A 25,373-nucleotide genomic window follows, 5' to 3' on the forward strand; every position below is an offset into this window, starting at 1 on the left:
AAGGCACCGCACTGACATGACATCCCCCCAAGGCGCTCTCGCGGGCATCCGCGTGCTCGACATCTCGCGCATCCTCGGCGGCCCGTACTGCGGCCAGATCCTCGGCGACCACGGTGCCGACGTGCTCAAGGTCGAGCCGCCGCAGGGCGACGACACGCGCACCTGGGGCCCACCCTTCAAGGAGGGCGTGGCCTCGTACTACCACGGGCTGAACCGCAACAAGCGCGTGCAGCACCTGGACTTCTCGACCGAAGAAGGCCGCGAGGCGCTGCTCGCGCTGGTGGCCGAGGCCGACGTGCTCATCGAGAACTTCAAGACCGGCACGATGGAGCGCTGGGGCATCGGCTACGAGGCGCTGTCGCAGCGCTTTCCGCGCCTCGTGTGGTGCCGCGTGTCGGGCTTCGGCGCCGACGGCCCGTTGGGCGCGCTGCCGGGCTACGACGCCGCCGTGCAGGCCATGACCGGCATCATGAGCATCAACGGCGAAGCCGACGGGGGCCCACTGCGCGTGGGCCTGCCGGTGGTCGACATGGTGACCGGGCTCAATGCGGTGATCGGCGTGCTGCTCGCGCTGCAAGAGCGAAATCGCAGCGGACGCGGCCAGTTCGTCGAAGCGGCGCTGTACGACAGCGGCCTCTCGCTGCTGCACCCGCACGCGGCCAACTGGTTCATGGACGGCACGGCGCCGCGCCGCACGGGCAACGCGCACCCGAACATCTATCCCTACGATGCACTGGCCACGGGCACCGACCCGATCTTCGTGGCCGTGGGCAACGACCGCCAGTTCGCAAGCTTCTGCCGCTGCATCGGCCTGCCTGCGCTGTCCGACGATCCGCTGTACCGCACCGCCGGCGCGCGCTCGGTGAACCGCGACGGACTCAAGCAACAGCTCGAAGCCGCGCTCGCCGCCTTCGACGGCCGCACGCTGGTCGACCAGCTGATGGCCGCCGGCGTGCCCGCCGCGCCCGTGCTGCCCGTGGCGGCCGCGCTGCAGCACCCGCACACGCTGCACCGCGAGATGGTGGTGGAGATGGAAGGCGGCTACCGCGGCATCGGCGCGCCGGTGAAGCTCAGCCGCACGCCGGCCAGCTACCGCCATGCGCCGCTGACGCCGGGCGACGCCTTCCTGCCGAGCGACGACGACGCGGCGCGCTGAGCGCCGGCATCGTCTCCGCGCGTGTCGTCAGGCCGCGCGGCTGGTCTTCAGGCCCTGCCCCGCAGCCCAGGTCGACACGTCCTCGCGCTTGATGGCCGCGGCCATGAGGCCGGGGAACGCATCGGGCGTGCAGGCGAACGAGGGCACGCCCAGCGCGGCGAGCTTGGCGGCCAGGTCGCGGTCGTATGAAGGCGCGCCCTCGTCGCTGAGCGCCAGCAGCGCGATGAACTGCACACCGGCTTCCACCAGCTGGTGAGCGCGGCGCAGCAGGCCGTCTTCCACGCCGCCTTCGTACAGGTCGGAGATCAAAATCAGGATGGTGTTGCGCGGCTCGCGCACCAGTGTCTGGCAGTAGCCCACGGCGCCGTTGATGTCGGTGCCGCCGCCCAGCTGCACACCGAACAGCAGGTCGACCGGGTCTTGCAGCTGCTCGGTCATGTCGACCACGGCGGTGTCGAACACCACCAGCTTGGTCGACACCGCCGGCAGGCTCGCCATCACCGCGCCGAAGATGCTCGAATAGACCACCGATGCGGCCATGGAGCCGCTCTGGTCGATGCACAAAATCACTTCGCGCTGCGGCTGGCGCGCCTTGCGGCCGTAGCCGATCAGCGTCTGCGGCACCACCGTGCGGTACTCGGGCTGCCAGTGGCGCAGGTTGGCGCGGATGGTGCGGTGCCAGTCGATCTCCGAATGGCGCGGGCGGCGGTTGCGCTGGCTGCGGTTGAGCGCGCCGCTCACGGCGCTGCGCATCGGCTCCTCGAGCTTCTTCATGAGCTCGTCGACCACCTTGCGCACCACGGCACGCGCCGTGTCCTTGGTGCCGGCCGGGATCACGCTCGCCAGCGCCACGAGGTTGGCCACCAGGTGCACGTCGGGCTGCGCGTTCTCGAGCATCTCGGGCTGCAGCAGCATCTGGCGCAGGTTGAGCCGCTCCATCGCGTCGCGCTGCATGACCTGCACCACCTGGCTCGGAAAGTACTTGCGGATGTCGCCGAGCCAGCGCGCCACGCTGGGCGCCGAATCGCCGCGGCCGCCGCGCTGCCCGCCCTGGCCGAGGCCACGCCGGCCATCGGCTTCGTAGAGCGCGGCGAGCGCCTGGTCGATCTCGCGCACACGGCCTTCGATGGCGCCGCAGCTGGCGTTGGCTTCGCTGCCGAGCACAAGGCGCCAGCGTTGCAGGCGGTCGGTGGGCGGCAGGGTTTTGTCTTCGGTGTCTGCGGGGTCCTGAAGATTCGCGCTCATGGAGTCACCTCTGTGCTCGTGTTGCTCCCTCTCCCCTTGGGGAGAGGGCGGGGGTGAGGGCCAGCGACGACAGCGAAGGCGGTGAAGGTGCGAAGGCCCATGCCCTCACCCCAACCCTCTCCCCAAGGGGAGAGGGAGCAAGAGCGAACGTTCATGCCTTCACTCCCAGCAGTTCCCGCAGCAGCGGCAGCGCGAGCACCGCGCGTGATTCGTCCCAGTCGGTGGCGGCCACGGCGGACGGCAGCGTGCCGCCGACCGCGCCGCGCTTGGCGCGTTCGCCGAGCGCGCGCCGGTCGGCGCCCGAGAAGTCCGCGAAGCTGCGCCGCACCAGCGGCAGCACCTGCACGAAGTGGTCTTCGCCGAGCCCCGCGAGCCAGCCGTCGACCAGCGACCACACGGCATCGTCGTGCAACAGCACCATCGCGTTGCGGTTGAGAAAGCCTTCGAGCCACGCCGCCGCATCGGTCGGCGGCGCGCCGGCCGAGAGGTTGCGCGCGAGTTGCTGCGAAGCGCCGTCGCTGTCGATCTGCGCGTCGTCGAGCAGCAGCCGGCAGCTCACACCGCGCAACAGTGGCGCGCCGGTTTCGCCGAAGGCGATGGCGCGCAATGCGTGGCGCCAGGCGGTGGTGGTTTCTTCGCCGTCGCGCAGGCGCACCGCGTCGTGCGCGCCGATGAGGCGGATGCGCAGCGACTCGGCGGCTTCGGCGTCGAGCGCGCCGCACGCAATCGGCAGGCCGATGGCGCCGCGCACGATGAGGCTGTCGAGCACGTGCGAGAGCAGCGCGCTGTCGGTCTGGCGCACGCTGCCGTAGCGGAACACGTTGGCCAGCGGCGGCACGGCGCCGATGAGCTGGACGGCGTCGCCGGTGAGCGCGGCGCGGTCTTCGAGCGCACGCGTCACGGCCTGCACGGCCACCGGCAGGTCGGCGAGCAGCACGGTGTCGACCTGCTCTGCGAGCACGGTGAGCGAGGTCTCGCCCGCCAGCCCTTCCATCACGCGCGCGCTGGCGGCATGCGCCACGGTGGCGCCGAAGCGGCTGGCCTCGATGACGCGCAGTGCGAACTCGGGCTGCCACTGCAGCTGCCACACCTCGTGGAAGGTGCCGCGGCTCGCGCGCTGGCCCGCAGTGACCTCGCCCCACGGCAGATCGAGCAGGCGCAGGCGGTGCAGCAGGTGGCTGCGTGCGAGGTCGTTGGGCTGGCGCAGGTCGAGGTCGAGCGTCTTCGCGGTGGCTTCGGGCTTGAGGCGCAGGCTTTTCTGCGCCTGTTCGAGGTCGCGCTGCAGCGGCACGGTGGGCACGTCGGCCGGCACCTGGCCCATGCGGTCGCCGACCGTGAGGCGCTCGCGGATGAGCGTGAGCGGCGCCTGCTCGCCCATGCAGATCACGCTGCGCACGGCCTCGTCGAGCTCGGGCAGGCCGGGCGCGGGACGCTCGCGCAATGCGGCGAGCGTGTCGGCCAGGCGCGTGGCCTCGATGAGGTGGGCGGAGGAGCAGTCGAGGTCGTGCTCGCGCAGCAAGCGCGCGACGCGTGCGAGCCAGCCGGTGCTGCGCCCCGCCACCTCGTGCCCCTGCTGCCACAGGTGCTCGTACCAGCCCGGCGAATCGATGCCGGCGCCGTAGCCGCTGGCGCTCGTGAGGTGGCGATAGGTCCACGGCACCCAGGTCGCGAGCACCTTGAGCTTGGGCAGGCCCTTGAGCAGCGCCGCATCGGCCTTGGCGGTGGCCGCGCCCTGCAGCGCGGGCACGTGCCACGCACCGCAGACGACGGCGATGCGCTGGTGGCCGGCCTTGACGGCCTCGCGGATCGATTGCCGCATGAAGGCTTCGCGCCGCCGCTCGCGTTCCATCGCGCGCACGCCGCGCCGGTCTTCGGGCGTTTCGGCGCGCACGGCGGTCATGGCTTCGGCGATGGCGCCGAACAGGTCTTCGCCGTCGCCGCGTTCCTCGACCATGTGGTTCCACCAGCTCTCGCCGTCGGCATAGCCGGCGGCATGGGCGAGCCAATCGAAGGGGTCGTCGGGCAGCGTGTGCGTGGCCTGTTCTTCCTCGGGGGCTTCGACCGTTTCGGCGACGGGCACCGTGTCGGTTTCGTCATCGCCGAGCGGCGTGTCGACAGGCTCTGCGGCCTTGGCTTCGTCGGCCGCGCGCGCGGCCTGTTCGATCGCCATGCGGTGCGCCTGCGGCAGGTCGATGAAGCGCGTGGGCACGCCGCGCGCGGCGCCCCATTGCAGCGCCTGCCATTCGGGCGAGAAGGTGGCGAAAGGGTAGAACGCGGCCAGGCCGGTGTCGTCGCTCGCGTGGATCAGCACCGCGACCGGCGGTTGCAGGTCGGCATGCGCGAGGAAGGACAGCAGCGGTTCGGCCTCGGGCGGACCCTCGACGAGGATGCAGTCGGGCTGCAGCGACTCGAAGGCGCGCAGCAGGCTGCGCGCACAGCCGGGGCCGTGGTGGCGGATGCCGAAGTAGTGCAGCGGCGAAGGCGCCGCGCTCGTGCTCATGCGCTGGCTCGCGTCAGAGTTGTTCGCGGCAGGCGCGGTACAGGTCCTTCCAGTCGGCCCGTTCCTTCACCACGGTCTCGAGGTATTCCTTCCACACCACCTGGTCCTGCACCGGGTCCTTGATGACGGCGCCGATCAGGCCCGAAGCCACGTCGGCCGAGCGCAGCACGCCGTCGCCGAAATGGCCGGCCAGCGCCATGCCGCTGTTGATGACCGAGATGGCTTCGGCGGTCGAGAGCGTGGAGGTGGGCGACTTGATGCGCGTCTTGCCGTCTTCGGTCTGGCCGTTGCGCAGCTCGCGGAAGATCTGCACCACGCGGCGCACTTCCTGCAGCGCGGGCGGCTCGGCCGGCAGCGCGAGCGCACGGCCCAGCTCGGACACGCGCTTGACGACGATCTGCACTTCCTCGGCCTCGCTCGACGGCACGGGCAGCACCACCGTGTTGAAGCGGCGCTTGAGCGCGCTCGACAGTTCGTTCACGCCCTTGTCGCGGTTGTTGGCGGTGGCAATGACCGAGAAGCCGCGCACGGCCTGCACCTCGGTGCCGAGTTCGGGCACGGGCAGCGTCTTTTCCGACAGGACGGTGATCAGCGAGTCTTGTACGTCGGCCGGGATGCGCGTGAGTTCTTCGACGCGCGCGATCTTGCCCAGGCGCATGGCGTTCACCAGCGGGCTCGGCACCAGCGCCTTTTCGGACGGGCCGTGGGCCAGCAGCTCGGCGTAGTTCCAGCCGTAGCGCAGCTGTTCTTCGCTGGTGCCGGCCGTGCCCTGGATCAGCATGGTCGAGTCACCGCTCACGGCCGCAGCCAGGTGCTCCGACACCCACGACTTGGCGGTGCCCGGCACGCCGTACAGCAGCAGCGCGCGGTCGGTGGCGAGCGTGGAGACGGCGATTTCCATCAGGCGCGAACTGCCGATGTACTTGGGGCTGACCTCGAAGCCGTTGGCCAGCTTGCCGCCCATCAGGTAGGTGAGCACGGCCCAGGGCGAGAGCTTCCAGTTGGCCGGGCGCTGGCGGTCGTCGACCTTCTGGAGCGCTTCGAGTTCTTCGGCGAATTGCTGTTCGGCATGCTGGCGCAGGACATTGCTCATGGACGGCCTTGGGAAGAGGTTGAAAGTGAGGAAGAGGAAGAAGACAAGGGAAGGGTCGCGACCAGCCGGCGCGCGCGCACGATGCGCGCGGTGTCGGCCAGTGCGTGGGCGAGGCCGGGGCTTTCCTCGGCCGCGCGCGGCAGGTCGGCCAGCAGCGCCAGCGCATCGAGGTGCAGCAGCGCGGCGGCGGTGCCGAGCACCTGGCGCAGCACGTAGTCGTTGACGAGGTCGCCGCGCTCGACGCGCGTGCGCAGCGCCTGCGCGATGCGCAGCGACAGCGCGGCCGAGGGCGTGTCGCCGGGTGCGCAGGCCTGGTCGGAAAACGCGACGACGTCCTGCACGCCCTGCCCGGCATCGCCGAGTTGCGTCGCCCAGTGGCGCTCGCGACGTTCACGCGGCAGCAGCGCGAGCAGCGAGCCCACGCCGCCGCGGTGGCCGCGCGGACGGTCGAGCAGCGCATCGCACCAGTCGAAGTCGGGCGCAGCCAGCACGGCCTCGTTCCAGCCGCGCAGCAGCGCGTCGTGCCAGTCGCCGGTGGCGGCCCAGTCGAGCAATGCAGCGGGCGTCAGGCCGGTGCGCGTGGTCCACCACGCGAGCGGCATCTGGCGCACGAGCTGGTAGAGCCACCACGCACGCTCGCCGAGGCTGTCGTGCGTGGGGCGCGTGGCGTCGATGGCGTCGTCCTTCCAGCGCGGGTCGACGGCCTCGGGGGCGTTCAGTTGCCACGTCGCGCCTTGCGATGAGAGCAACGGCGCGAGGAAGGCTTCGACGCGCCGCACGTGCGCACTGGCCGGCAGGCGCTGCAGCAGTTCGACCACGGTCTGGCGCACATCGCGTGCGCGGTCTTTCAACTGGGCTTCGAGCAGCGCTTCGTCGTCGGGGCCGAGGTTTTCTGCCAATGCACCGATCAGCACGGCGCGTTCCTTGGCGGGCAGTTGCGGCAGCTCGGCGGCGAGGCGTTCGCGCGCGCCGGCCGGGTCGTCGCGGCGTTGCTCGGCCAGCACGGCGCGGCGCTGGTCGATGCTGCCTTCGTCCCAGCGGGTCTGGGTGTCGGCCTGCGCGCTGGCGCCGACGGCGTAGCGCCAGTCGTCGTTGCGCGCGGCCAGCCAGCGACCGCGTTCGCCGAGCGCGAGGACGACGGCGGGACGCAGCGCGGTGTCACGGCGGCCGGCATCGAGGGCGGCGGGCAGCAGACTGGGCGGCAGGCGCCAGCCAGCCGTCGAAAGCGCGGCCAACACCTCGTGCTGCAGGCGCTGCGGGCCGGCGGCGAGTGCATCGGCGATCACAGCAAGCAAGGCGGTGTCGCCGAGCGCGGGGCAGGTGTCGTTCGCGGCAGGCGGTGCGTCGTCGGCGGGCAGGCCCGGCGCGACGAAGCCCGCGCGACGGCCCACGGCCACCGCGCCTGCGACGCGCAGCAGCACGCCCTGCGCGGTGTCTGTGGGTTGTTGCAGCGCTTGTAGCAACGCGCCGAAATCGCCGGCCATGCCGTCGGCGGCTGGTACGGGTTGGCGTGCGGTGCCCACGAGGGCCGTCTGCAGCAAGGTGTTCCAGTGGCTCATGCGCGCGCTCCGCTCAAGGTCCAGACGGGTGTTCCCCCCTCAGCCGCCCACGCGGTGAGTGGCGCGAACTGCTCGCCATTCCATTCGCCGAAGACGCGCAGCGGCGCACCGCCCGAATGCGCCAGCAACTGCCAGGCTTCCGCCGCGGCCAGTTGCATCGGCAGCGCTTGCGACGCCGCGCCCAGGCGCAGCCACCACTGGTCGCCATGCCGCGCAGGCACGGCGTCGGCCCACACCAGGGGCAGCAACGGCTGCCACGGGTTGGCCGCGATCTGCTGCGCCATGCGTTGCCATTCACTGGCTTCGTCATGAACCGCGACAGGCGCTGCGGTCGACGCAGCCTCGGCCGGCAGCTCGGCCACCACCGCGCGCTGCGAGGCGTGGCCGGGATAGAAGCACAGCACGGCCGCGCGTTCGCTGCCGCTGACCCAGCCGGTCTCGAAGCCGCGTCCGCCGTGCGAGTAGTCGAGCAGCAGCGCGCGGCGTCCGCTCGCGCGGCCCTGCAGCCACACATGGCGCTCGACCAGCTTGGTGTCGCGCTCGTCGAGGCACTGGCCCAGCACGAGCCAGTGGTCGTTCACGCGCTCGCCATCGGCGAGCAACGCCTCGCGGTCCTGCGGCCAGCCGAGGGCGGCGCGCAGGTCGGCGCGCGTGGCGGGCGACAGGCTGTCGCGGCGCGGCACCGCATCGACGATGAGCTGCAGCCGGCCCAGCCGGTCGAGCAGCCGCGCGGGCCAGCCGTCGCCGGCACCGATCAGCTCGGCCGCCTGCGTGATGCGCTGGCCGAGTCCTGGCGCCTGCGCGTCGACCATGCGCGCGGCCATGGCGGTCCAGCCCTCGGCCTGCTCGCTGCCGAGCGCGGCCAAGCCACGCTGGGTCTGGTCGTCGAGCCAGCGCGCAAGCTCCTGCACGCCGGCCTCGATGCGCTTCCAGCGCTGCGCGTCGCGCTTGGCGGCGGCCGCGGGATCGGGCGCGGCGGCCGGTTCGGCGGCGCGGGCTTCTTTCTTCTCGGCCTTGTCGCGGCGCAAGGCGAGCCAGTCGGCCACCCACGGCGGCGGCGTGCCGGCGGTGAAGCTGGCTTCGCTCTGCGCACGCAGCAGCATCAGCGCCAGGCCGTGCTTGCAGGGGAACTTGCGGCTCGGGCAGGAGCAGCGGAACACGGGCCCCGACAGGTCGACCTGCGTCTGGTAGGGCTTGCTGCCGCTGCCCTGGCATTCGCCCCAGACGGCGTCGTCGGAATGCGCGAGCGTGGGCCACTTGGCGGGCGCGAGCAGGCCTTTGGCGGCCTTCGCGGAGGCGTCGTCCGGCGCAAGCGCGAGGACGGCTTCGGTACTGAGACTCATGGAAAGGGCAGCCTCGCGCCGGGCCGCGGCGCGGTCAGGGGTGGGAGGGGCGCGACCATCAGGGCGCGATGGGATTGCCGGGGGTGCCTGCTTCGCCGGCCACGACCGCTGTTTTCGCAGCGGAGGGGCGGTAGGACACGCGTGCCGCCGGCACGGGTGCAGCGGCGATCGGTGGCGACGGCGACATCGGCCGCGTGACGCCAGCCTTGGTGACGTTGACAGGCGCGGTGGCCGATACCGAAGCAGGCACCACCACGCCAAGCGTCGCCTGCCCGGGTGCTGGCGCCGCCGTCTCGTACGGGTTGTGCAGCACCACGCTCTTGCCGACGCCCACGCCGGTGCCGATCGGCCCGACGCCGACCCCCACGCCGACGCTGGCCGAGCCGGTGACGGCGCCGTTGTCGTGCAGGGACACGCCCGCGCCGAGCGGGCCCCAGCCGGTGTTCAGGCCGACGGAAAAATTGCCGTCCTTCGTGGCACCGAGCCCGAGCGAGAGCCCGGGCACCAGCGGAATGCCGATGTGATAGTGCGAACAGCCGCCCATCAGAAGCAACAACAGCAGTGCCGAAGTGGCAGCCGCTGCGCGACGAACGATGCGCGGCCGGGCGTTCACACCAGCAGCGCGTTGACGCGCCTCACGTAGGCCGCGGGGTCGGCCGGCAGGCCGCCTTCGGCCAGCAATGCCTGGTCGAACAGGATGTTCGCGAGGTCGTCGAAATGCGCGGAGCCTTCGAGCTTCTTCACCAGCGGGTGCTCGGCGTTGACTTCGAGAACGGGCTTGAGGTCGGGCGCGGGCTGGCCGGCCTGCTTGAGCATGCGCGCGAGCTGCGTGCTCATGCCGCCGTCTTCCACCACGAGGCAGGCGGGCGAGTCGACCAGGCGCGTGGTCACGCGCACGTCTTCGGCCTTGTCCTTGAGCGCTTCTTTCAGCTTCTCGAGCAGCGGCTTGAACGACTCGGCGGCTTCCTCGGCGGCCTTCTTCTCGGCCTCGTCCTGCAGCTTGCCCAGATCGACCGCGCCCTTGGCCACACTTTGCAGCGGCGTGCCGTCGAACTCGTTGAGGTAGTTCAGCGCCCACTCATCGACACGGTCGGTCATGAGCAGCACCTCGATGCCCTTCTTCTTGAAGACCTCGAGCTGCGGGCTGTTCTTGGCGGCGGCGAGATTGTCGGCCGTGATGTAGTAGATGGCGTCCTGGCCGTCCTTCATGCGCGCCTTGTAGTCGGCGAAGCTCACGCTCGCGACGTCGCTCGTGGTGGAGGCAAAGCGCAGCAGCTTGGCGATGCGGTCGCGGTTGCCCATGTCCTCGCCCAGGCCTTCTTTCAGCACCGCGCCGAACTCGGCGTAGAACTTGGCGAACTTGCCCGAGTCGTCGGCGGCCGCGGCGGCCGTTTCGGCGGCGGTGGGCGTGTTCTTGTCGACCACGTCGGTCACACCTTCGGTCGGCTCGGGAGCCGGCACCGATTCGCCCGAGCCCACATCGATCTTGCCCTCGACGCTGTCGGGTGCGGTCTTCTGCTTCTTCGCCAGGTCCTCGAGCATCGACAGCACGCGCTTGGTGCTGCCTTCACGGATGGCCTTCACGTCGCGGCTTTCCTGCAGCAGCTCGCGGCTCACGTTGAGCGGCAGGTCGGCGGAGTCGATCACGCCCTTCACGAAGCGCAGGTAGTTGGGCAGCAGCGCCTCGGCATCGTCCATGATGAAGACGCGCTTGACGTACAGCTTGACGCCCGCGCTCTTGTCGCGGTTCCACAGGTCGAACGGGGCCTTGGCCGGGATGTACAGCAGCTGCGTGTACTCGGTGCTGCCTTCGACGCGGTTGTGGCTCCAGGCCAGCGGCGCCTCGAAGTCGTGGCTGATGCTCTTGTAGAACTCTTCGTACTGCTCGGACGTGATGTCCTTCTTGGGACGGCTCCACAGGGCGTTGGCCTTGTTGACGGTTTCCCATTCGCCGGTTTTCACCATGTCGCCGGGCTGGTCGTTCTCGCCTTCTTTCCACTCTTCCTTTTCCATCAGGATGGGCAGGGAGATGTGGTCGGAATATTTGCCGACGATCTGCTTGAGCTTCCAGGCGTTGAGGTATTCGTCGGCATCGTCGCGCAGGTGCAGCGTGATGCTGGTGCCGCGTTCGGCGCGCGTGATGTCGGCCACCTCGAAGTCGCCGGCGCCGCCGCTCACCCAGCGCACGCCCTGGTCGGCGGGCAGGCCCGCGCGGCGCGACTCGACGCTGATCTTGTCGGCCACGATGAAGCCCGAGTAAAAGCCCACGCCGAACTGGCCGATGAGCTGCGCGTCGGCCTTCTGGTCGCCGCTCAGGCGGCTCATGAAGTCTTTGGTACCACTCTTGGCGATGGTGCCGAGGTTGTCGATGGCTTCCTGGCGCGACAGGCCGATGCCCTTGTCGGTGAGGGTGAGGGTGCGCGCGGCCTTGTCGAACGACAGGCGCACGTCGAGCTCGGGCTGGTCTTCGTAGAGCTCGGGATGGTCGAGCGCCTCGAAGCGCAGCTTGTCGCACGCGTCGGACGCGTTCGAGATCAGCTCGCGCAGGAAGATTTCCTTGTTGGAGTACAGCGCATGCGTGACGAGGTGCAGCAGTTGCGCGACTTCAGCCTGGAACGGGAGTTTGGTATTGGAGGAATCAGCCATGGGAAAGAATGAGATCGAAGCCAAAAAATTCTAAGGCGAGCCGCCCGCGGCGGGCAGCGGCCTTGCCAACTTTATGAACTGGGGTTGTCGCGCCAAAAAACAACGAGTGCAAGGCCGGGCGAACTTTGTCACACGGCTGTCGGCTGCACGCTGCGCTTTCAGCGCGGTTGCGACTCCACTTCACGCGTCCAGCGGTCGATGAGCCGTTTGCGCTCGGCCACCTTGCCGTATTTCTCGAAGTCGTACTTGATGAGCCGCACGCCGTCCATCGACGGAATGCGGGCATCGGGCTTGAAGGTCTTGTTGGCCGGCGACTGCAGGCTGCCAACCTTGGCGCCGATGGACTGGCCCGCGGGGCTCATGAGCCAGTCGTAGTAGCGCCTGGCGTTCTCCTTGTTGCGCGCGCCCTTCACGAGCGCGATGCCGCCGATCTCGAAGCCCGTGCCTTCGCAGGGCGCGGCGGTCTTCACCGGAAATTTGTCGTGCCGCCAGCGCTCGAAGCCGAAGATGAAGCTCACGCCGATCGCCACCTCGCCCTTGGCCACGTTGGGCGCCTGCGCCTGGCCGCTGCGCGTGTAGCTGGTCACGTTTTTATGCAGCTTCTTCAGGTAGTCGAACGCGGGCTCCTCGCCCATCTGCTGCACCAGGCCGGCGATGACGGTGTAGGCCGTGCCGCTGGTGGCGGGGTGCGAAATTTCGATCTCGCCCTTGTACTCGGGCTTGATGAGGTCGGCCCAGCACTTCGGCTCCGCGAGCTTCTTTTTCTTCAGCAGGTCGGTGTTGAAGCCGAAGCCCATGGCGCTCGTGTAGAAGCCGCCCACCATGTTCTGCGACATGGCGTACTGGCGCACCGACCAGTCGTGCAGATCGTTGATGTAGGCCGGGCGGTAGGGCTCGAGCAGGCCCTGCTCGGCGGCCTGCAAAAACGGGTCGCCTGTGCCGCCCCACCAGATATCGGTCTTGGGGTTGGCGGCCTCGGCGCGCAGCTGCGCACCGATTTCGCCGGTGCCCTTGTGGGCCTGCTGCACCTTGATGCCGGTCTCGCGCGTGAAGGCCGTGGCGGCCGCCTCGCACCAGCCCGCGTCGGTGCTGCACAGCGCGTTGACGGTGCCCTGCGCGGCGGCCTGCGGCGCCCCGAGCAGGAACGCCGCGCCCAGGCAGGCGGCGGCCAGGGCGCTCACGGTGTGTCGCGGGGCGAATGATGAAGGCATGCGCGGGTCTCCTCGTTGCTCGAAGGCGCAGGATAGCGCCCGTCCGCGTGGATGGGTTCAGCGTGTCGCCAGCAGCGGTGGCAGGTGTTCCACCAGCCAGTCGATCACCACGCGCGTCTTCAGCGGCAGGTAGCGGCTCGGCGTGCGGATCACGTGCAGCGGAAAGCCGAACGGCACCGGCTCGTCGAACACGCGCACCAGCGTGCCGGCCGCGAGCGCGTCGGCCGCCAGCCAGGCCGGCAGCCGCGCGAGGCCCATGCCGCCGAGGGCGGCCTCCAGCAGCACCTCGGCGCTGTCGCAGCGCAGGCGCGACGGCAGCGCGGCCTCCACCATCGTTCCGCCTTCGTGAAAGCGCCAGGGCGACACCTGCCCGTCGCGGGCGTAGTACACGGCCTCGTGCGGCGCGACCAGTGCGCGCAGGTCGCGCGGATGGCCGCGCTCGGCCAGGTACGCGGGCGCGGCGCACAGCAGCATCCACTGCACGCCGACCGGCCGCGCCACGAGGCCGGCGCTGTCGTCGAGTTCGCCGCTGCGGATGGCCAGGTCGAGCCTCTCTTCGACGAGGTCGACGCGCCGGTCGTTGAAGGCCAGCTCCAGCGACAGCTGCGGATGCTGGCGCGCCAAGGCCAGCAGCAGCGGCCCGACCTTGAGCCGCCCGAGCATCGCCGGCATGCTCAGGCGCACGAGGCCGGCGGCCGTGTGGCGCGCGGCGTCGGTGAGCGCCTCGGCCGCGTCCAGCTCGGCCAGCGCGCGGCGGCAGCGCTCGTAGTAGCCGTGCCCTTCCTCGGTGAGGCTCTGGCTGCGCGTGGTGCGCAAAAAGAGGCGCGTGTCCAGCCGCGCCTCGAGCCGCGCGATGCTCTTGGCGACGGCCGAACGGGTGACGTGCAGGCGCTGCGCGGCAAGCGCAAAGCTGCCCGCCTCCACCGCCGCGACGAACTCTTCGATGCCTTGCAGGCGTTGGCTCATTGGAGACTTTCAAGCACCATTCTTCGGAAAATTATCCACCACCGGATCGTTTTCATCGCCAATAGCATCGAGGTCGATCTTTTCCGATGGAGCCTTTCCGATGCAAGAACCCGACGTGCTGCGCCGCTGGCAGCTTCCCCGACTGGGCCGCGCCCACCTCGAACAAGCCGACGCGCCGATGCCCTCGCCGAGTGCGGGCCAGATCCTCGTGCGCGTGGGCGCGGTGGCGCTCAACTACCGCGACCTGCTCATGGTGCGCGACGGCATGGGCATGGCGCTGGACCTGCCCTTCACGCCCGGCTCGGACATGGCGGGCACCGTGGTGGCCGTGGGCCCGGGCGTGCGCCGCTTTGCCGTGGGCGACCGCGTGATCAACACCTTCTGGGGCGGCTGGATCGACAGCCACTGGCACGCCGACACCACGCTGCTCGGCGGCCCCGGCCCGGGCATGCTGGCCTCGCACGTGTGCATCGATGCGAACTGGGCCGTGGCCGCGCCCGCCACGCTGAGCCTCGAAGAAGCCAGCACGCTGCCGTGCGCCGGCCTCACGGCGTGGTTCGCGCTGGTCGAAACCGGCGCCCTGCGCGCGGGCGAGACGGTGCTGGTCCACGGCACCGGCGGCGTCGCGCTGTTCGGCCTGCAGCTCGCGCGGCTGCACGGCGCGCAGGCCATCGTGGTGACGGGCAGCGCCGACAAGCAGGCCGCGGCGCGCGCGCTCGGCGCCACGCACGTGCTCGCACGCGACAGCGACTGGCCCGCCGAGGTGCGCCGGCTCACGCAAGGGCGCGGCGTCGACCACGTGCTCGAACTGTCGAGCGGCCCCGACCTCGACCGCTCGCTGCAGGCCGTGAAGCAGGGCGGGCGCGTGTCGATCATCGGCATGCTCGGCGGCGACACGCTGAGCGCGTCGTTCTACGCGATGGTGCTCGGCCGCGTGACGGTGCAAGGCATCGGCGTCGGCCACCGGCGCGCGCTCGAAGAGCTGGTGCGCGCGGTCGATGCCAACGCGCTGAAGCCGGTGATCGCGGCGCGCTACGGCTTCGACGCATTGCCCGCCGCGCTCGACCATCTGGAACGCGGCGCGTTCGGCAAAGTGGTCGTGACGATGTGACGACGATGTGCGGTGGCGCGCCCTCGCCCCGCCCATTTGCAAATGCTGCAGGGCACAAATCCACAGCAATCGTGAACAGTTGCCGCTCAGCGCGCCCGTTTGCTCGACGCCTCCATTTCCCGTTCCTAGAATGCGGCCCGCGTTCGGCCCCCGCCGTGCGCGCTTTCTCAACTTCAGGATGGAGCGTTATGGAACACAGTACCTACAAAAAGTGGTCTGCAGAATTCATTGGTACTTTCTGGCTCACGCTCGGAGGCTGCGGAAGCGCAGTTCTGGCAGCGGCCTTTCCGGGCGTCGGCATCGGCCTGCTCGGCGTCTCGCTGGCCTTCGGCCTCACGGTGGTCACCGGCGCCTATGCGCTCGGTCCGATCTCGGGCGGCCACTTCAACCCGGCCGTGTCGATCGGCCTTGCAGCCGCAGGCCGCTTCAAGGCCGGACAGTTGCCGGGCTACATCGTGTCGCAGGTGCTGGGCGCCATCGCGGCGGCCGGCGTGCTGTACCTGATCGCCACCGGCAAGCCGGGCGCGGACATCGGCGGCTTTGCCACCAACGGCTACGGCGAGCACTCGCCCGGCAAGTACAGCATGACGGCCGCACTCATCAGCGAAGTGGTGATGACCGCCGTGTTCCTGATCGTGATCCTCGGTGCCACCGCCCGCCGCGCGGCGGCCGGCTTCGCGGGCATGGCCATCGGCCTGTGCCTGACGCTGATCCACCTGGTGTCGATCCCCGTGACCAACACTTCGGTGAACCCGGCGCGCAGCACCGGCCCCGCGCTGTTCGGCCCGTCGTACGCGATGTCGGAGCTGTGGCTGTTCTGGGTCGCCCCGATCGTGGGCGCGATCATCGGCGCGGTGATCTACCGCGCACTGCTCAGCAGCAACGACGACTGAGCTTGTAAGTCTTCGGCGGCGGAATCAGCTTCCGCTGCCCGACTTCACCATCGGCAGTGAAGTCGATTGCCCGATGGGCTCGGTGCCCGTCGGGTGCGACGCCGCATAGGCGCCCGCCTCGATGTCGGACACCGGCGTCAACCCATTGATCGCCGGCGCCGACGTCGACTGCCCAATGGGCTCCGTGCCGCTCGGACGTGCCGCCGCCATCGCGCCGGCCTGCACCTCCGGGTTCTCCGGCGAATTCATCTGCAGCGGATGGAAGTCCGAACCGTCGGTGGTTTCGGCGGACGCATTGACCGTGCCCAGGGCCGCGAACGCGGCGAAGGAAGCAACGGCAAGAAGTTGGAACGAAATGCGCATGGTGTGTTCTCCTGAGGGCAGGTTGTCTCCGGTCCGGTGCCATCGCGCGGACTGCGCGCAGCAGGACCTGCAGCCACTCTAGGCAGCCAGACTGAGGCCAGCGTGAGCGAAGAATGAGGCGGGCGTGAGCACCACCGCGCCGTCTACATCGGCAGCAGCACCCGCGCCCTCAACCCCGGTCCGTCGTCGCGGTTGCGCAGCTCGATGCGCAAGCCATGCCGCTCGGCCGCCGTGCGCGCGATCGCCAGGCCCAGCCCGCTGCCACCCGCCGCCGCGCCCGGCACGCGGAAGAAGCGGTCGAACACGCGCTCCAGTTCGGCCGGTGGAATGCCCGGTCCGTTGTCCAGCACATCGACCACCGCCTGCCCGTTCTCGACCCGGTGCAGCCGCACATCGACCACGCCGCCTTCGGGCGCGTAGCGCAGCGCGTTGTCGATGAGGTTGTCGAACACGCTGCGCAGTTCGGACGCGGGTGCGGTGACCACGGCGCTGGTGAGCCCTTCGAAGCCCACGTCGATGCGCCGCGCATCGGCCAGCACCATGCGCTGGCCCAGGCTGTCGCGCAGCAGCGCTTCGATGTCGACCCACTCGCCCGGCGCATCCGAGGGCGGTGCGTCCTGCCGCGACAGCTGCAGCAGCTGTTCGATGAGGTGCTGCGCGCGCGTCACGCCCGCCTCGAGCTGGTTGAAGCGGTCGGTGGCTTCGCCGGCCGGCACATGCGCACGCAGGTTCTCGATCTGCAGCCCGATGGCGGCCATCGGCGTGCGCAGCTCGTGCGCCGCGTCCTGCACGAAGCGGCGCTGCGTGGCGAAGGCGCTGCGCACGCGCGACAGCAGGTGATTGAAGGCGCCCACCAGCGGCGTGATCTCGTCGGGCACGCGCGCCAGCGACAGCTCGGTCGGGCGGCGCTCGTCCTGCGAGGCCACGTCGCGCGCCACGCCGCGCAGCGAGCGCGAGGCGGCCGACACGATGAGCCACAGCACCAGCAGCGCCGCCGGCAGCAGCAGCGCGATCGGCAGGCCTTCGAGCAAGGCGCGGCGCAGCGCGCGGCGATGCCGGTAGTCCTCGTTCTGCAGCACCTGCACGCGTGGCGCGTCGGCATGCAGCGCGGGCTCGGCCGTGAACACGCGCCAGCGCGAATGCGCGGGCCCTTCGGCATGCACGTCGCTGAAGCCGCTACCGGGTTGCAGCGGCACCGACAGCGCGGGCCACGAACTCGCGCGCAACGTGGCGCCGTCGGCGCTCCAGAGTTGCACGACGAAGGCGCCGCGCGAGAACGCCGCTTCGCCGTCCATCGCGCGCGGGGTCTTGGGCGGATCGTTGCCCCCATACGACTCGGCCACCAGCCGCATCTGGTCGTCGAGTGCGTTGTGAACGAGGTTGCCGTAGGCCAGAAAAGAGAACCACGCCGTGAGCACCGCCGCCACCACATGCAGCGTGACGAGCCACAGCAGCAGCTGGGTGCGCAGCGAACGCGGGCGCCACCAGCGGCGGGCCGCACTGGTCATGCAGCCACTCGCCAGCCGAGCCCACGCACGTTGCGGATCGCGTCGGCGCCGAGCTTGCGGCGCATGCCGTGGATCAGCACGTCGATGGCGTTGCTGGTCACTTCGTCGCCCCAACCGTAGATGCGGTTTTCGAGCTGCTCGCGCGAGAGGATGGCGCCGGGCCGCTCCAGCAGTGCATGCAGCAGCGCGAACTCGCGCGCGGTGAGCGCCTCGCGCACGCCGTTGACCGCCACCTCGCGCGTCGTGAGGTCCAGCTGCAGCGCGGCGGTGCCGATCAGCGAATGCGCCGCGCCGTCGCGGCGACGCACCACGGCGCGCATGCGCGCGAGCAGCTCGCGGAACTCGAAGGGCTTGAGCAGGTAGTCGTCGGCGCCGAGGTCCAGGCTGTGGATGCGGTCGTCGAGGCCGTCGCGCGCGGTGAGCACCAGCACGGGCGTCGCGTCGCCGCGTTCGCGCGCGCGGCGCAGCACCTCGGTGCCGTCCTGGCGGGGCAGGCCCAGGTCGAGCAGCACGCAGGTGTAGCCGCCGTCGCCGAGCGCGCTTTGCGCCAGCTCGCCGTCGCGCACCCAGTCGGCCGACCAGCCCGCACCCTCGAGCGCCTGCTTCAGGCTGCGCCCGATCATTTCGTCGTCTTCCACCAGCAGCACGCGCATCGCGGCGACTCCTTCGCGCGCAAGGTAGCACGCGACCGGGATGATCGGTAGTGGCCCTGCGCCGCGGCGCAGCGTAGGCGCGAAGACTTAGGAGAGGCTTAGGCGGGGCTCAGGACGCGGACCGCGTGCCGCTCGCCTTCTGCGTCCGCGGCAAAGGCCAGCAGGCGCAGCGCCTCTTCCTCCACGCCGCGCCGGTCGGCCGCCGACCAGCGCGTGAAGGGCTCCAGAACCACGGTGGCCGCCTGCGTCGCGCGTTCGATCTTCCAGGTGCCCGCCACGAAGCCGTCGAGCAGCACCGTGCCGCGCACGATGCCGTTGACGGTGAACACGCGGGCGCGATGCGCCTCGTCGAGCACGCGGCTGCGGTCGGCGTGCGAGAGCAGCAGGTTGTCCCATTCGGCGACCAGGCGCGGCGGCGCGGGCGTGTCGGGGTCGGGGCGCGGCGCGCGCGGCAGATCGAAGAGCTCCTGGCCCTGCTCGCCGGTGAACACGCGCAGCTGCGGCCTCAGCCGTTCGGCCACGGCCTTCCAGCCCGTGAGGCCCGACCACGCGCCCGCATCGGCCAGCGTCGCGGGGCCGAAGGCGGCGAGGTAGCGCAGGAGCAGGTCGTCTTGCGTGGCTTCTGCGATCTCGGCGGTGGATTCACCGAGCCATGCGCCGAGGGGCTGCAGCACCGCGTTCTGGTGCGAGTTCCAGCTGCCCGCGGGCGGCAGGTGGACGAGTGGCACGTTGTTGCGGATGAGTGCGGCGAGCGAGGCCGGCGCGTGGTCTTTCCAGCGCGCGGCCAAAGCCTGGCCGAGCGCCGTGCCGGTGAGCGGTCCGTCGTCGAGCAGCGCACGGCCCGCCTTCACCACGGCCGCGCGATCGACGCCTTCAAGGGCCCGCGCATGCAGGCCCGACAGGCCGCGCTGGTGCACGGGTTCGAGCAACGGCCGCCAGGCCCACGCGTCCGAAGCGGTCATCAAGTGAAGGGTCGCGCGCAGCGTCGACATGCGCACGATGCGGCGGTTCTTCAGCGCGTCGGTCAGCTGCTCGCGGCGAAAGCCTTCGAGCCGGCTCCACAGACCGACGTACGGCGGGTTGGGCGCCTGCGCCTGCAGCCCGGCCAGCTTGTCGATGGCCTGCACGACGCTCGCCTTGCGTCGCGCCAGCAGCATCTGCCGCGCCAGCGTGGCCCGGTTCAGTGCGCGACGGCTCAGCACCGCGGCCATGGATCGATTTTTGGTTAGAACTTCTCGTGCGGCGCCAGGTAGCGCCACTGCCCCACCGGCAGGTTGCCGAGCATCACCTTGCCGATGCGCACGCGCTTCAGGCCCACCACCTTGAGGCCGACCAGCTCGCACATGCGGCGGATCTGGCGCTTCTTGCCTTCGGTGAGCACGAAGCGCAGCTGCTCGGGGTTCTGCCACTCGACGCGCGCCGGCTTCAGCGCCTGGCCGTCCAGGCTCAGGCCGTGCCGCAGCCGCGCGAGCATGGCGGGCGGAAACACCGCCTGCACGTTGGTGGTGACCGGGTCGTCGTCGTCCAGGCGCACCAGCTGGCCGGTGGGCGCGGGCTGGTCCAGGCCGTGGTAGGCCACGCGCACGAGGTATTCCTTGTCCATCACCGAGTCTTCGCCGATGAGCTGGCGCGCGATGCGGCCGTCTTGCGTCATCACGAGCAGGCCGGTGGAGTCGATGTCCAGCCGCCCGCACGGCGCCAGGCCGCGCAGCTGCTGCGGGCCGAAGAAGAAGCGTGCGTTGTCTTCCACCCAGCGGTTCTGCGGCGTGAAGAGCGTGACCGCCGGCTCGTGGCCGTCTTCGGCCTGCCCGCTCACGTAGCCGATGGGCTTGTTGATGAGGATCGTGACCTGGTTCGCCTGCTGGCCCTTGGCGGCCTTGTCGACCTCGATGCGGTCGTTGGGCGTGACCTTCACGCCCATCTCGGCGGGCTTGCCGTTGACGCGCACCCAGCCCTGCGCGATCCAGTCGTCGGCCTCGCGGCGCGAGCACAGGCCGAGTTCGGCCATGCGTTTGTTGAGGCGCACGGGCGCGTGGGGGGAGTTGGAGGGCTCGGTCATGGGGGGGCGAATCCTAGCAAATGCGCCCTCCGAGTATCTGGCCGTTTGCCGTCGGCCACCTTCCCCGTGGGGCCAGGAACACTTGATCGATGCGTCGGACCGGTGCTATCCTGAATTCAGGCGCAAGTTGATTGCGCCCTTTTTGGGGGATTCCCAAGTGACCATGCCAAACACACGCAAGTTTCAGTACGCCGTCGTCATCGGGCGTTTCCAGCCCGTTCATTTCGGTCACCAGCGACTCATCGAAGAAGGCCTGCGCGCCGCCGATCGGGTCATCGTGGTGGTCGGCTCCGACCGCAAGCCCCGCAGCGTCAAAGACCCCTTCACCTTCGATGAACGCGAACGCATGGTGCGCGCGTGCCTGCGTGGCACCGAGCAGATGCGCGTGAGCGTCGTCGGGGTCGGCGACTCGCCCTACAACGACCAGCTCTGGATCGCATCGATCCAGTCCGCCGTCGAGCGGCTGATCCAGCAGGACGGCCATGTGCCCGCAGCGCAGGCCAAGGTCGCGCTGGTGGGGCACCTGAAGGACAGCTCCAGCTACTACCTCAAGCTCTTTCCGCACTGGGAGTTCGTGGGCCAGCACAGCGTGGAAAGCCTCAACGCCACCGACGTGCGCAACCTCTATTTCGATCCTGAGAACCGCGGCCAGCTCGCGCGTGCCGACCTGCCCGACGGCACCGCCGCCTTTCTCGACAAGTTCACCGGCACCGCCGACTACGCCGAGCTCTGCGACGAACGCGCCTTCCTCGTCGACTACCGCGACAAGTACCGCTATGCGGGCAGCAGCTTTCCACCGATCTACACCACGGTCGATGCGATCGTGGTCGAGGCCGGCCACATCCTCCTGGTGCAGCGCAAGTTCCATCCCGGCAAGGGCACGTGGGCGCTGCCCGGCGGCTTCGTTGGCCAGCACGAGCGGCTGCAGGACGCGGCCATCCGCGAGCTGAAGGAAGAAACCCGCCTCAAGGTGCCCGTGCCCGTGCTCAACGGCAGCATGAAGGCCAGCCATGTGTTCGATGCGCCCGACCGCTCGCAGCGCGGCCGCACGATCACGCACGGCTTCTTCTTCGAGCTGGCGCACAACCAGTGGACGGGCCTGTCGGACGTGCGTGCTGACGACGATGCGGCCGCGGTGCGGTGGGTGCCGATTGCCGAGTTCCTCGGCATGCCCGACCGCATCTACGAAGACCACTACTTCATCGCAAACCATTTTTTGGGTGGCCTGGGCAAGAACTGAACGACCAGGCTTTGTCAGCAAGAACGGGCCCCGGTTGACGGGGCCCACGTGAAAGGAGCTTTCACATGAACCGCAACCTCACCTCCTCGCCCCTGGGCAACAACCTGCTGCTGCGCACCGATTCCTACAAGGTGTCGCACTGGATGCAATATCCGCCCGGCACGCAGACGGTCCACAGCTACATCGAATCGCGCGGCGGGCTGTTCAGCCACTCGCTGTTCTTCGGCCTGCAGGCGTACCTGCGCGAATACCTGCAGACGCCGGTGACGCGCGACGACGTCGAGGAGGCCGCTGCAATGATGGCCGTGCACGGCGAACCCTTCAACCGCGAAGGATGGCTGCGGCTCATCGAGAAGCACGACGGACTGATGCCGGTGCGCATCCGCGCCGTGCCCGAGGGCAGCGTGCTGCCGGTGCACAACGTGCTGGCCACCATCGAGAACACCGACCCCGAGTTCTTCTGGGTCACGAGCTTTCTCGAAACCGAATTGCTGCGTGCCATCTGGTATCCGACCACGGTGGCCACGCTCTCGGCCGCCGCGCGCACCACGCTGCTGCGCTACCTTGAAGCGACCTGCGACGACCCGCAAGGGCAGATCGCGTTCAGGCTGCACGACTTCGGCGCGCGCGGGGTCTCAAGCCTCGAATCGGCCGCGCTCGGCGGCATGGCCCACCTGGTCAACTTCATGGGCACCGACACGCTGGCTGCCCTGGTAGCGGCACGTCGCTACTACGACTGCGACGTGGCGGGCTTCTCGATCCCCGCGGCCGAGCACAGCACCATCACGGGCTGGGGCCGCGACCATGAAACCGACGCGTACAGCAACATGGTCGACCAGTTCGCCAAGCCCGGCACGACCTTCGCGGTGGTGAGCGACAGCTACGACATCTTCAATGCCTGCGCGCACATCTGGGGCGACGAACTCAAGGCCAAGGTGGTGGCCTCGGGTGCGACGCTGGTGGTGCGGCCCGACTCGGGCGACCCGGTCGAAACCACGCTCAAGGTGGCGCAGATCCTGGCCGATCGCTTCGGCACCACGACGAACGCCAAGGGCTTTCGCGTGCTGAACAACGTGCGCATCATCCAGGGCGACGGCGTGAACCTCGACTCGCTGCGCTTGTGCCTCTCGAACTTCTTCCACAACGGCTTCTCGACCGAGAACATCTCCTTCGGCATGGGTGGCGGCCTGCTGCAGCAGGTCAACCGCGACACCATGCAGTGGGCGATGAAGTGCTCGGCGATGCAGGTGAATGGCGAGTGGCGCGATGTCTACAAGTCGCCGGTAGGCGACGTGAACAAGGCCTCGAAGAAGGGGCGACTTGCGCTGATTCGGAACGCACACGGCGACGTACAGACCGTGCGCGAAGAAACACTGGCGAGCGGCCAGGTCGATCTGCTGCAAACGGTGTTCGAGAACGGACGCATCGTCGCGAACACCACCTTCGATGCGATTCGCGAGCGGGCGGCTGTGGGCGTGAGAGCGCTCGTCACGTCGCGGGCGCCGCTCTGAGGCGGTGACCTTTTTCAGTCCAGGGCGCGTGCGCGGGCCCTGCCACATGGCATGCCCATAATCCGGCGACCAGACCGCCGAATCCATGACCAAACTCCTGATCCTCAGTGTGAGCGCCGGCAACGGCCATGTGCGCGCCGCCCAGGCGCTAGAAGCCACCCTCGCCCAGTCGTTCGCGCCGCACACCGCGGTGCATGTCGACGCCATGGCCCATGTGCCGTTGGGCTTTCGCAAGGTGTACACCGACTGGTACCTCCAGCTGGTGAACCGCGCGCCCGAGCTGTGGTCGTACCTGCACCAGCGCACCGACGTCACGCCGCACCACGCGCCCTCGCAGCGGCTGCGCCGCGGCATCGAGCGCCTTAGCACCGGCGCGCTGGTGCGCGAGATCCGCCGCGCCAAGCCCGACGCCGTGATCTGCACCCACTTCCTGCCGGCCGAGCTGCTGATGCGCGAACGCAACCGGGGCCGCATCGAGTGCCCCGTGTGGCTGCAGATCACCGACTACGACCTGCACAACATGTGGCTGGTGCCGGGCATGACGGGCTACCTCGCGGCGACGGAAGAAGTCGCTTTCCGACTGCGCGCACGCGGTATTCCGCCCGAGCGCGTGCATGTCACGGGCATTCCGGTGATGCCGGCTTTTTCCGAGCCTGATGCACCCGAGCTGGCGCACGCGGCCTGCGCTCGTGCGCTGGGGCTGGACCCCGCACGGCCGGTGCTGTTGATGGCGTCGGGTGGTGCCGGCGTGGGCGACCTGCCGAGCATGGTCGAGCGCGTGCTGGCGCTCGGCGGCGACACGCCCTTCCAGGTGATCGCGGTTGCGGGCCGCAACGCCGAGGCCCACGCCCGGCTCGAGGCGTTGTCGCAGCGTTATCCGGGCCGCGTGGTGGCGGTCGGTTTCACGAACGAAATGCACAAGATGATGGCCGCGGCCGACCTGGTCGTGACCAAGCCCGGCGGCCTCACGGTGTCGGAGTGCCTGGCGCTGGGCAAGCCGATGCTGCTGATCTCGCCGATTCCGGGGCAGGAAGAGCACAACGCCGGCTTCCTCATGGAAGAAAGCGCCGCGTGGCTGGCCTACGACGCCATCGGCCTGGACTACAAGGTGGCGCGCCTCATGGCCGACCCCGCCAAGCTCGCGGCCATGGCCGCACGCAGCCGCGCCTTGGGCAAGCCGCAGGCCGCGCGCGCGGTGCTGCAACGCGTGCTGGGCCTCACCGAATGAGCGGCGGCGCTATGGAGCCCCGCCCGGGCATCGGCCGCACGCTGGTCTACCTCGCGTGGGTCGTGACGATGGCGTTCTTCTTCGCCAACGCCGAGATCCAGATCGAGGGCGGCGCCGGCTGGGCCACCTCGCTGCCCACGTGGCGCATCGAGAACAACATCTGGCTCGACCTGTTCTGGGGCGGGCGCGCGATGACGGGGTATCACGCCTGGGTGTTCACCTTCATGATGCTGGTGTTCGTCTCGCCGCTGGCCTTCCAGGGGCGTTGGACCTGGCGCGACTGGGGGCTGGCGCTCGCGGGGCTCATCGTGTTCTGGGTCTGCGAAGACTTCCTGTGGTTCCTCATCAACCCGGCCTTCGGCTTCGAGAACTTCAACCCGACCAAGGCGTTCTGGCACAAGCACTGGCTGTGGGGCGCGCCGGTGGACTACTGGGGCGGGCTCGCGGTGGCGGCGCTCATCCTGACGGTGCGCCACTGGCCTTCGCGCGCACGATGACGACAACGAAAACCAAGGTCGCCGACCTGCGCCCCGGCCACTGGGCCGATCCGCTCGATGCCTTGCAGGTCGAGAACCTGCACCGCATCACGCCCACGCTGTATCGCAGCGCGCAGCCGCGCCGCGCGAACGTGGCGGCGCTGCAGTCGCTGGGCATCCGCACGGTCGTGAGCCTGCGCTCCTTCAACGACGACCGGAAGGTGTTTGCCGGCAGCGGCATCCGGCTGGTGCGCGTGCCGATCAACACCTGGTCGATCGACGATGCCAAGGTGCTGCGCGCGCTGGTCGCCATTCGCGAGGCCGAGAAGCAGGGACCGGTGCTCATCCATTGCATGCACGGCGCCGACCGCACGGGCGTGGTGGCGGCCGTCTACCGCATGGCCGTGCAGGACTGGGACAAGGACAGCGCGCGCCAGGAGATGCTGCGCGGCGGCTATGGGTACCACACGATGTGGCGCAACATTCCGCGCTACCTCGAGCGGCTCGACCCGCTGAAGATGCGCCATGCGCTGGCCCATGCCCCGGTGATTCCCGTGGTGTCCTGAAGGCGCCAGCAGCCGCGCGCACCCGCTCCTATACTGGCCGCCCCGT

The 25,373-nt window shown here is 69.7% G+C and carries 22 protein-coding genes; 8 read left to right on the forward strand and 14 right to left on the reverse strand.

Annotation, left to right across the window (positions count from 1 at the left end):
- Nucleotides 1–16: 16 nt before the first annotated feature.
- Nucleotides 17–1,156 (forward strand): CoA transferase, encoded by a 1,140-nt coding sequence (locus RZE79_RS28475; protein WP_319357801.1) that lies wholly within the window; start codon nucleotides 17–19, stop codon nucleotides 1,154–1,156.
- A gap of 27 nt (nucleotides 1,157–1,183) precedes the next feature.
- On the opposite strand, the gene RZE79_RS28480 is transcribed toward RZE79_RS28475, so the two are convergent.
- From RZE79_RS28480 to RZE79_RS28520, 9 genes are all read right to left on the reverse strand, one after another.
- Nucleotides 1,184–2,401, reverse strand: coding sequence for a VWA domain-containing protein (locus tag RZE79_RS28480; RefSeq protein ID WP_319357802.1), 1,218 nt, complete (start codon nucleotides 2,399–2,401; stop codon nucleotides 1,184–1,186).
- A gap of 151 nt (nucleotides 2,402–2,552) precedes the next feature.
- Nucleotides 2,553–4,901 carry a DUF5682 family protein gene (locus RZE79_RS28485; protein WP_319357803.1) on the reverse strand — a complete coding sequence of 783 codons (2,349 nt, stop codon included), beginning with the start codon at nucleotides 4,899–4,901 and terminating at the stop codon, nucleotides 2,553–2,555.
- A gap of 13 nt (nucleotides 4,902–4,914) precedes the next feature.
- On the reverse strand, nucleotides 4,915–5,994 hold the full coding sequence (locus tag RZE79_RS28490; protein WP_192193970.1) for an AAA family ATPase: 1,080 nt from the start codon (nucleotides 5,992–5,994) through the stop codon (nucleotides 4,915–4,917).
- The gene (locus tag RZE79_RS28495; RefSeq protein ID WP_319357804.1) at nucleotides 5,991–7,553 is read right to left on the reverse strand and encodes a DUF5691 domain-containing protein; all 1,563 of its coding nucleotides are present in this window, start codon (nucleotides 7,551–7,553) and stop codon (nucleotides 5,991–5,993) included. Before RZE79_RS28495 ends, RZE79_RS28490 begins: the two co-directional genes overlap by 4 nt.
- On the reverse strand, nucleotides 7,550–8,896 hold the full coding sequence (locus RZE79_RS28500) for an SWIM zinc finger family protein (RefSeq protein WP_319357805.1): 1,347 nt from the start codon (nucleotides 8,894–8,896) through the stop codon (nucleotides 7,550–7,552). The genes RZE79_RS28495 and RZE79_RS28500 overlap by 4 nt, the downstream gene beginning before the upstream one ends.
- 58 nt (nucleotides 8,897–8,954) lie before the next feature.
- Nucleotides 8,955–9,509 carry a hypothetical protein gene (locus RZE79_RS28505; RefSeq protein WP_319357806.1) on the reverse strand — a complete coding sequence of 185 codons (555 nt, stop codon included), beginning with the start codon at nucleotides 9,507–9,509 and terminating at the stop codon, nucleotides 8,955–8,957.
- Nucleotides 9,506–11,542, reverse strand: a complete 2,037-nt coding sequence (htpG, locus tag RZE79_RS28510; RefSeq protein ID WP_319357807.1) for a molecular chaperone HtpG — start codon at nucleotides 11,540–11,542, stop codon at nucleotides 9,506–9,508. The genes RZE79_RS28505 and htpG overlap by 4 nt, the downstream gene beginning before the upstream one ends.
- A gap of 158 nt (nucleotides 11,543–11,700) precedes the next feature.
- Complete coding sequence (locus RZE79_RS28515; protein WP_319357808.1) at nucleotides 11,701–12,753, reverse strand: ABC transporter substrate-binding protein; 1,053 nt, start codon at nucleotides 12,751–12,753, stop codon at nucleotides 11,701–11,703.
- A 57-nt stretch (nucleotides 12,754–12,810) separates the two neighbouring features.
- Nucleotides 12,811–13,719 carry a LysR substrate-binding domain-containing protein gene (locus RZE79_RS28520; RefSeq protein ID WP_319357809.1) on the reverse strand — a complete coding sequence of 303 codons (909 nt, stop codon included), beginning with the start codon at nucleotides 13,717–13,719 and terminating at the stop codon, nucleotides 12,811–12,813.
- 100 nt (nucleotides 13,720–13,819) lie between these two features.
- Here RZE79_RS28520 and RZE79_RS28525 point away from each other — a divergent pair, with 100 nt between their 5' ends.
- Both RZE79_RS28525 and aqpZ read left to right on the forward strand, forming a co-directional pair.
- Nucleotides 13,820–14,830 (forward strand): NAD(P)-dependent alcohol dehydrogenase, encoded by a 1,011-nt coding sequence (locus tag RZE79_RS28525; protein WP_319357810.1) that lies wholly within the window; start codon nucleotides 13,820–13,822, stop codon nucleotides 14,828–14,830.
- Nucleotides 14,831–15,018: 188 nt separating this feature from the next.
- Nucleotides 15,019–15,723, forward strand: a complete 705-nt coding sequence (gene aqpZ, locus RZE79_RS28530; RefSeq protein WP_153281715.1) for an aquaporin Z — start codon at nucleotides 15,019–15,021, stop codon at nucleotides 15,721–15,723.
- A gap of 24 nt (nucleotides 15,724–15,747) precedes the next feature.
- Here aqpZ and RZE79_RS28535 read toward each other — a convergent pair whose 3' ends face one another.
- From RZE79_RS28535 to RZE79_RS28555, 5 genes are all read right to left on the reverse strand, one after another.
- On the reverse strand, nucleotides 15,748–16,086 hold the full coding sequence (locus RZE79_RS28535; RefSeq protein ID WP_319357811.1) for a hypothetical protein: 339 nt from the start codon (nucleotides 16,084–16,086) through the stop codon (nucleotides 15,748–15,750).
- Nucleotides 16,087–16,229: 143 nt separating this feature from the next.
- Entirely contained in the window at nucleotides 16,230–17,594 is a 1,365-nt protein-coding gene (locus tag RZE79_RS28540) for an ATP-binding protein (RefSeq protein WP_319357812.1), read from the reverse strand.
- Nucleotides 17,591–18,247 carry a response regulator transcription factor gene (locus tag RZE79_RS28545; protein WP_099793665.1) on the reverse strand — a complete coding sequence of 219 codons (657 nt, stop codon included), beginning with the start codon at nucleotides 18,245–18,247 and terminating at the stop codon, nucleotides 17,591–17,593. Before RZE79_RS28545 ends, RZE79_RS28540 begins: the two co-directional genes overlap by 4 nt.
- A 98-nt stretch (nucleotides 18,248–18,345) precedes the next feature.
- The gene (locus RZE79_RS28550; RefSeq protein ID WP_319357813.1) at nucleotides 18,346–19,458 is read right to left on the reverse strand and encodes a winged helix DNA-binding domain-containing protein; all 1,113 of its coding nucleotides are present in this window, start codon (nucleotides 19,456–19,458) and stop codon (nucleotides 18,346–18,348) included.
- 14 nt (nucleotides 19,459–19,472) lie between these two features.
- Nucleotides 19,473–20,306 (reverse strand): pseudouridine synthase, encoded by an 834-nt coding sequence (locus RZE79_RS28555; RefSeq protein WP_319357814.1) that lies wholly within the window; start codon nucleotides 20,304–20,306, stop codon nucleotides 19,473–19,475.
- 163 nt (nucleotides 20,307–20,469) lie between these two features.
- Between RZE79_RS28555 and RZE79_RS28560 the strand changes: the two genes are divergently transcribed.
- The 5 genes from RZE79_RS28560 (at nucleotide 20,470) to RZE79_RS28580 (ending at nucleotide 25,327) form a co-directional block, all read left to right on the forward strand.
- Nucleotides 20,470–21,546, forward strand: a complete 1,077-nt coding sequence (locus tag RZE79_RS28560) for a bifunctional nicotinamide-nucleotide adenylyltransferase/Nudix hydroxylase (RefSeq protein ID WP_319357815.1) — start codon at nucleotides 20,470–20,472, stop codon at nucleotides 21,544–21,546.
- 65 nt (nucleotides 21,547–21,611) lie between these two features.
- Complete coding sequence (locus RZE79_RS28565) at nucleotides 21,612–23,057, forward strand: nicotinate phosphoribosyltransferase (RefSeq protein WP_319357816.1); 1,446 nt, start codon at nucleotides 21,612–21,614, stop codon at nucleotides 23,055–23,057.
- Between the two features lie 85 nt (nucleotides 23,058–23,142).
- Nucleotides 23,143–24,285 carry a glycosyltransferase gene (locus RZE79_RS28570; protein WP_319357817.1) on the forward strand — a complete coding sequence of 381 codons (1,143 nt, stop codon included), beginning with the start codon at nucleotides 23,143–23,145 and terminating at the stop codon, nucleotides 24,283–24,285.
- Nucleotides 24,282–24,782: a hypothetical protein gene (locus RZE79_RS28575; RefSeq protein ID WP_319357818.1), complete on the forward strand. Its 501-nt coding sequence runs from the start codon at nucleotides 24,282–24,284 to the stop codon at nucleotides 24,780–24,782. Before RZE79_RS28570 ends, RZE79_RS28575 begins: the two co-directional genes overlap by 4 nt.
- Nucleotides 24,779–25,327: a dual specificity protein phosphatase family protein gene (locus RZE79_RS28580; RefSeq protein ID WP_319357819.1), complete on the forward strand. Its 549-nt coding sequence runs from the start codon at nucleotides 24,779–24,781 to the stop codon at nucleotides 25,325–25,327. The genes RZE79_RS28575 and RZE79_RS28580 overlap by 4 nt, the downstream gene beginning before the upstream one ends.
- Nucleotides 25,328–25,373: the final 46 nt, after the last annotated feature.

It is taken from the genome of Variovorax sp. EBFNA2 (assembly GCF_033802765.1).
In the GTDB taxonomy this organism is placed as follows: Bacteria; Pseudomonadota; Gammaproteobacteria; order Burkholderiales; family Burkholderiaceae_C; genus Variovorax; species Variovorax paradoxus_H.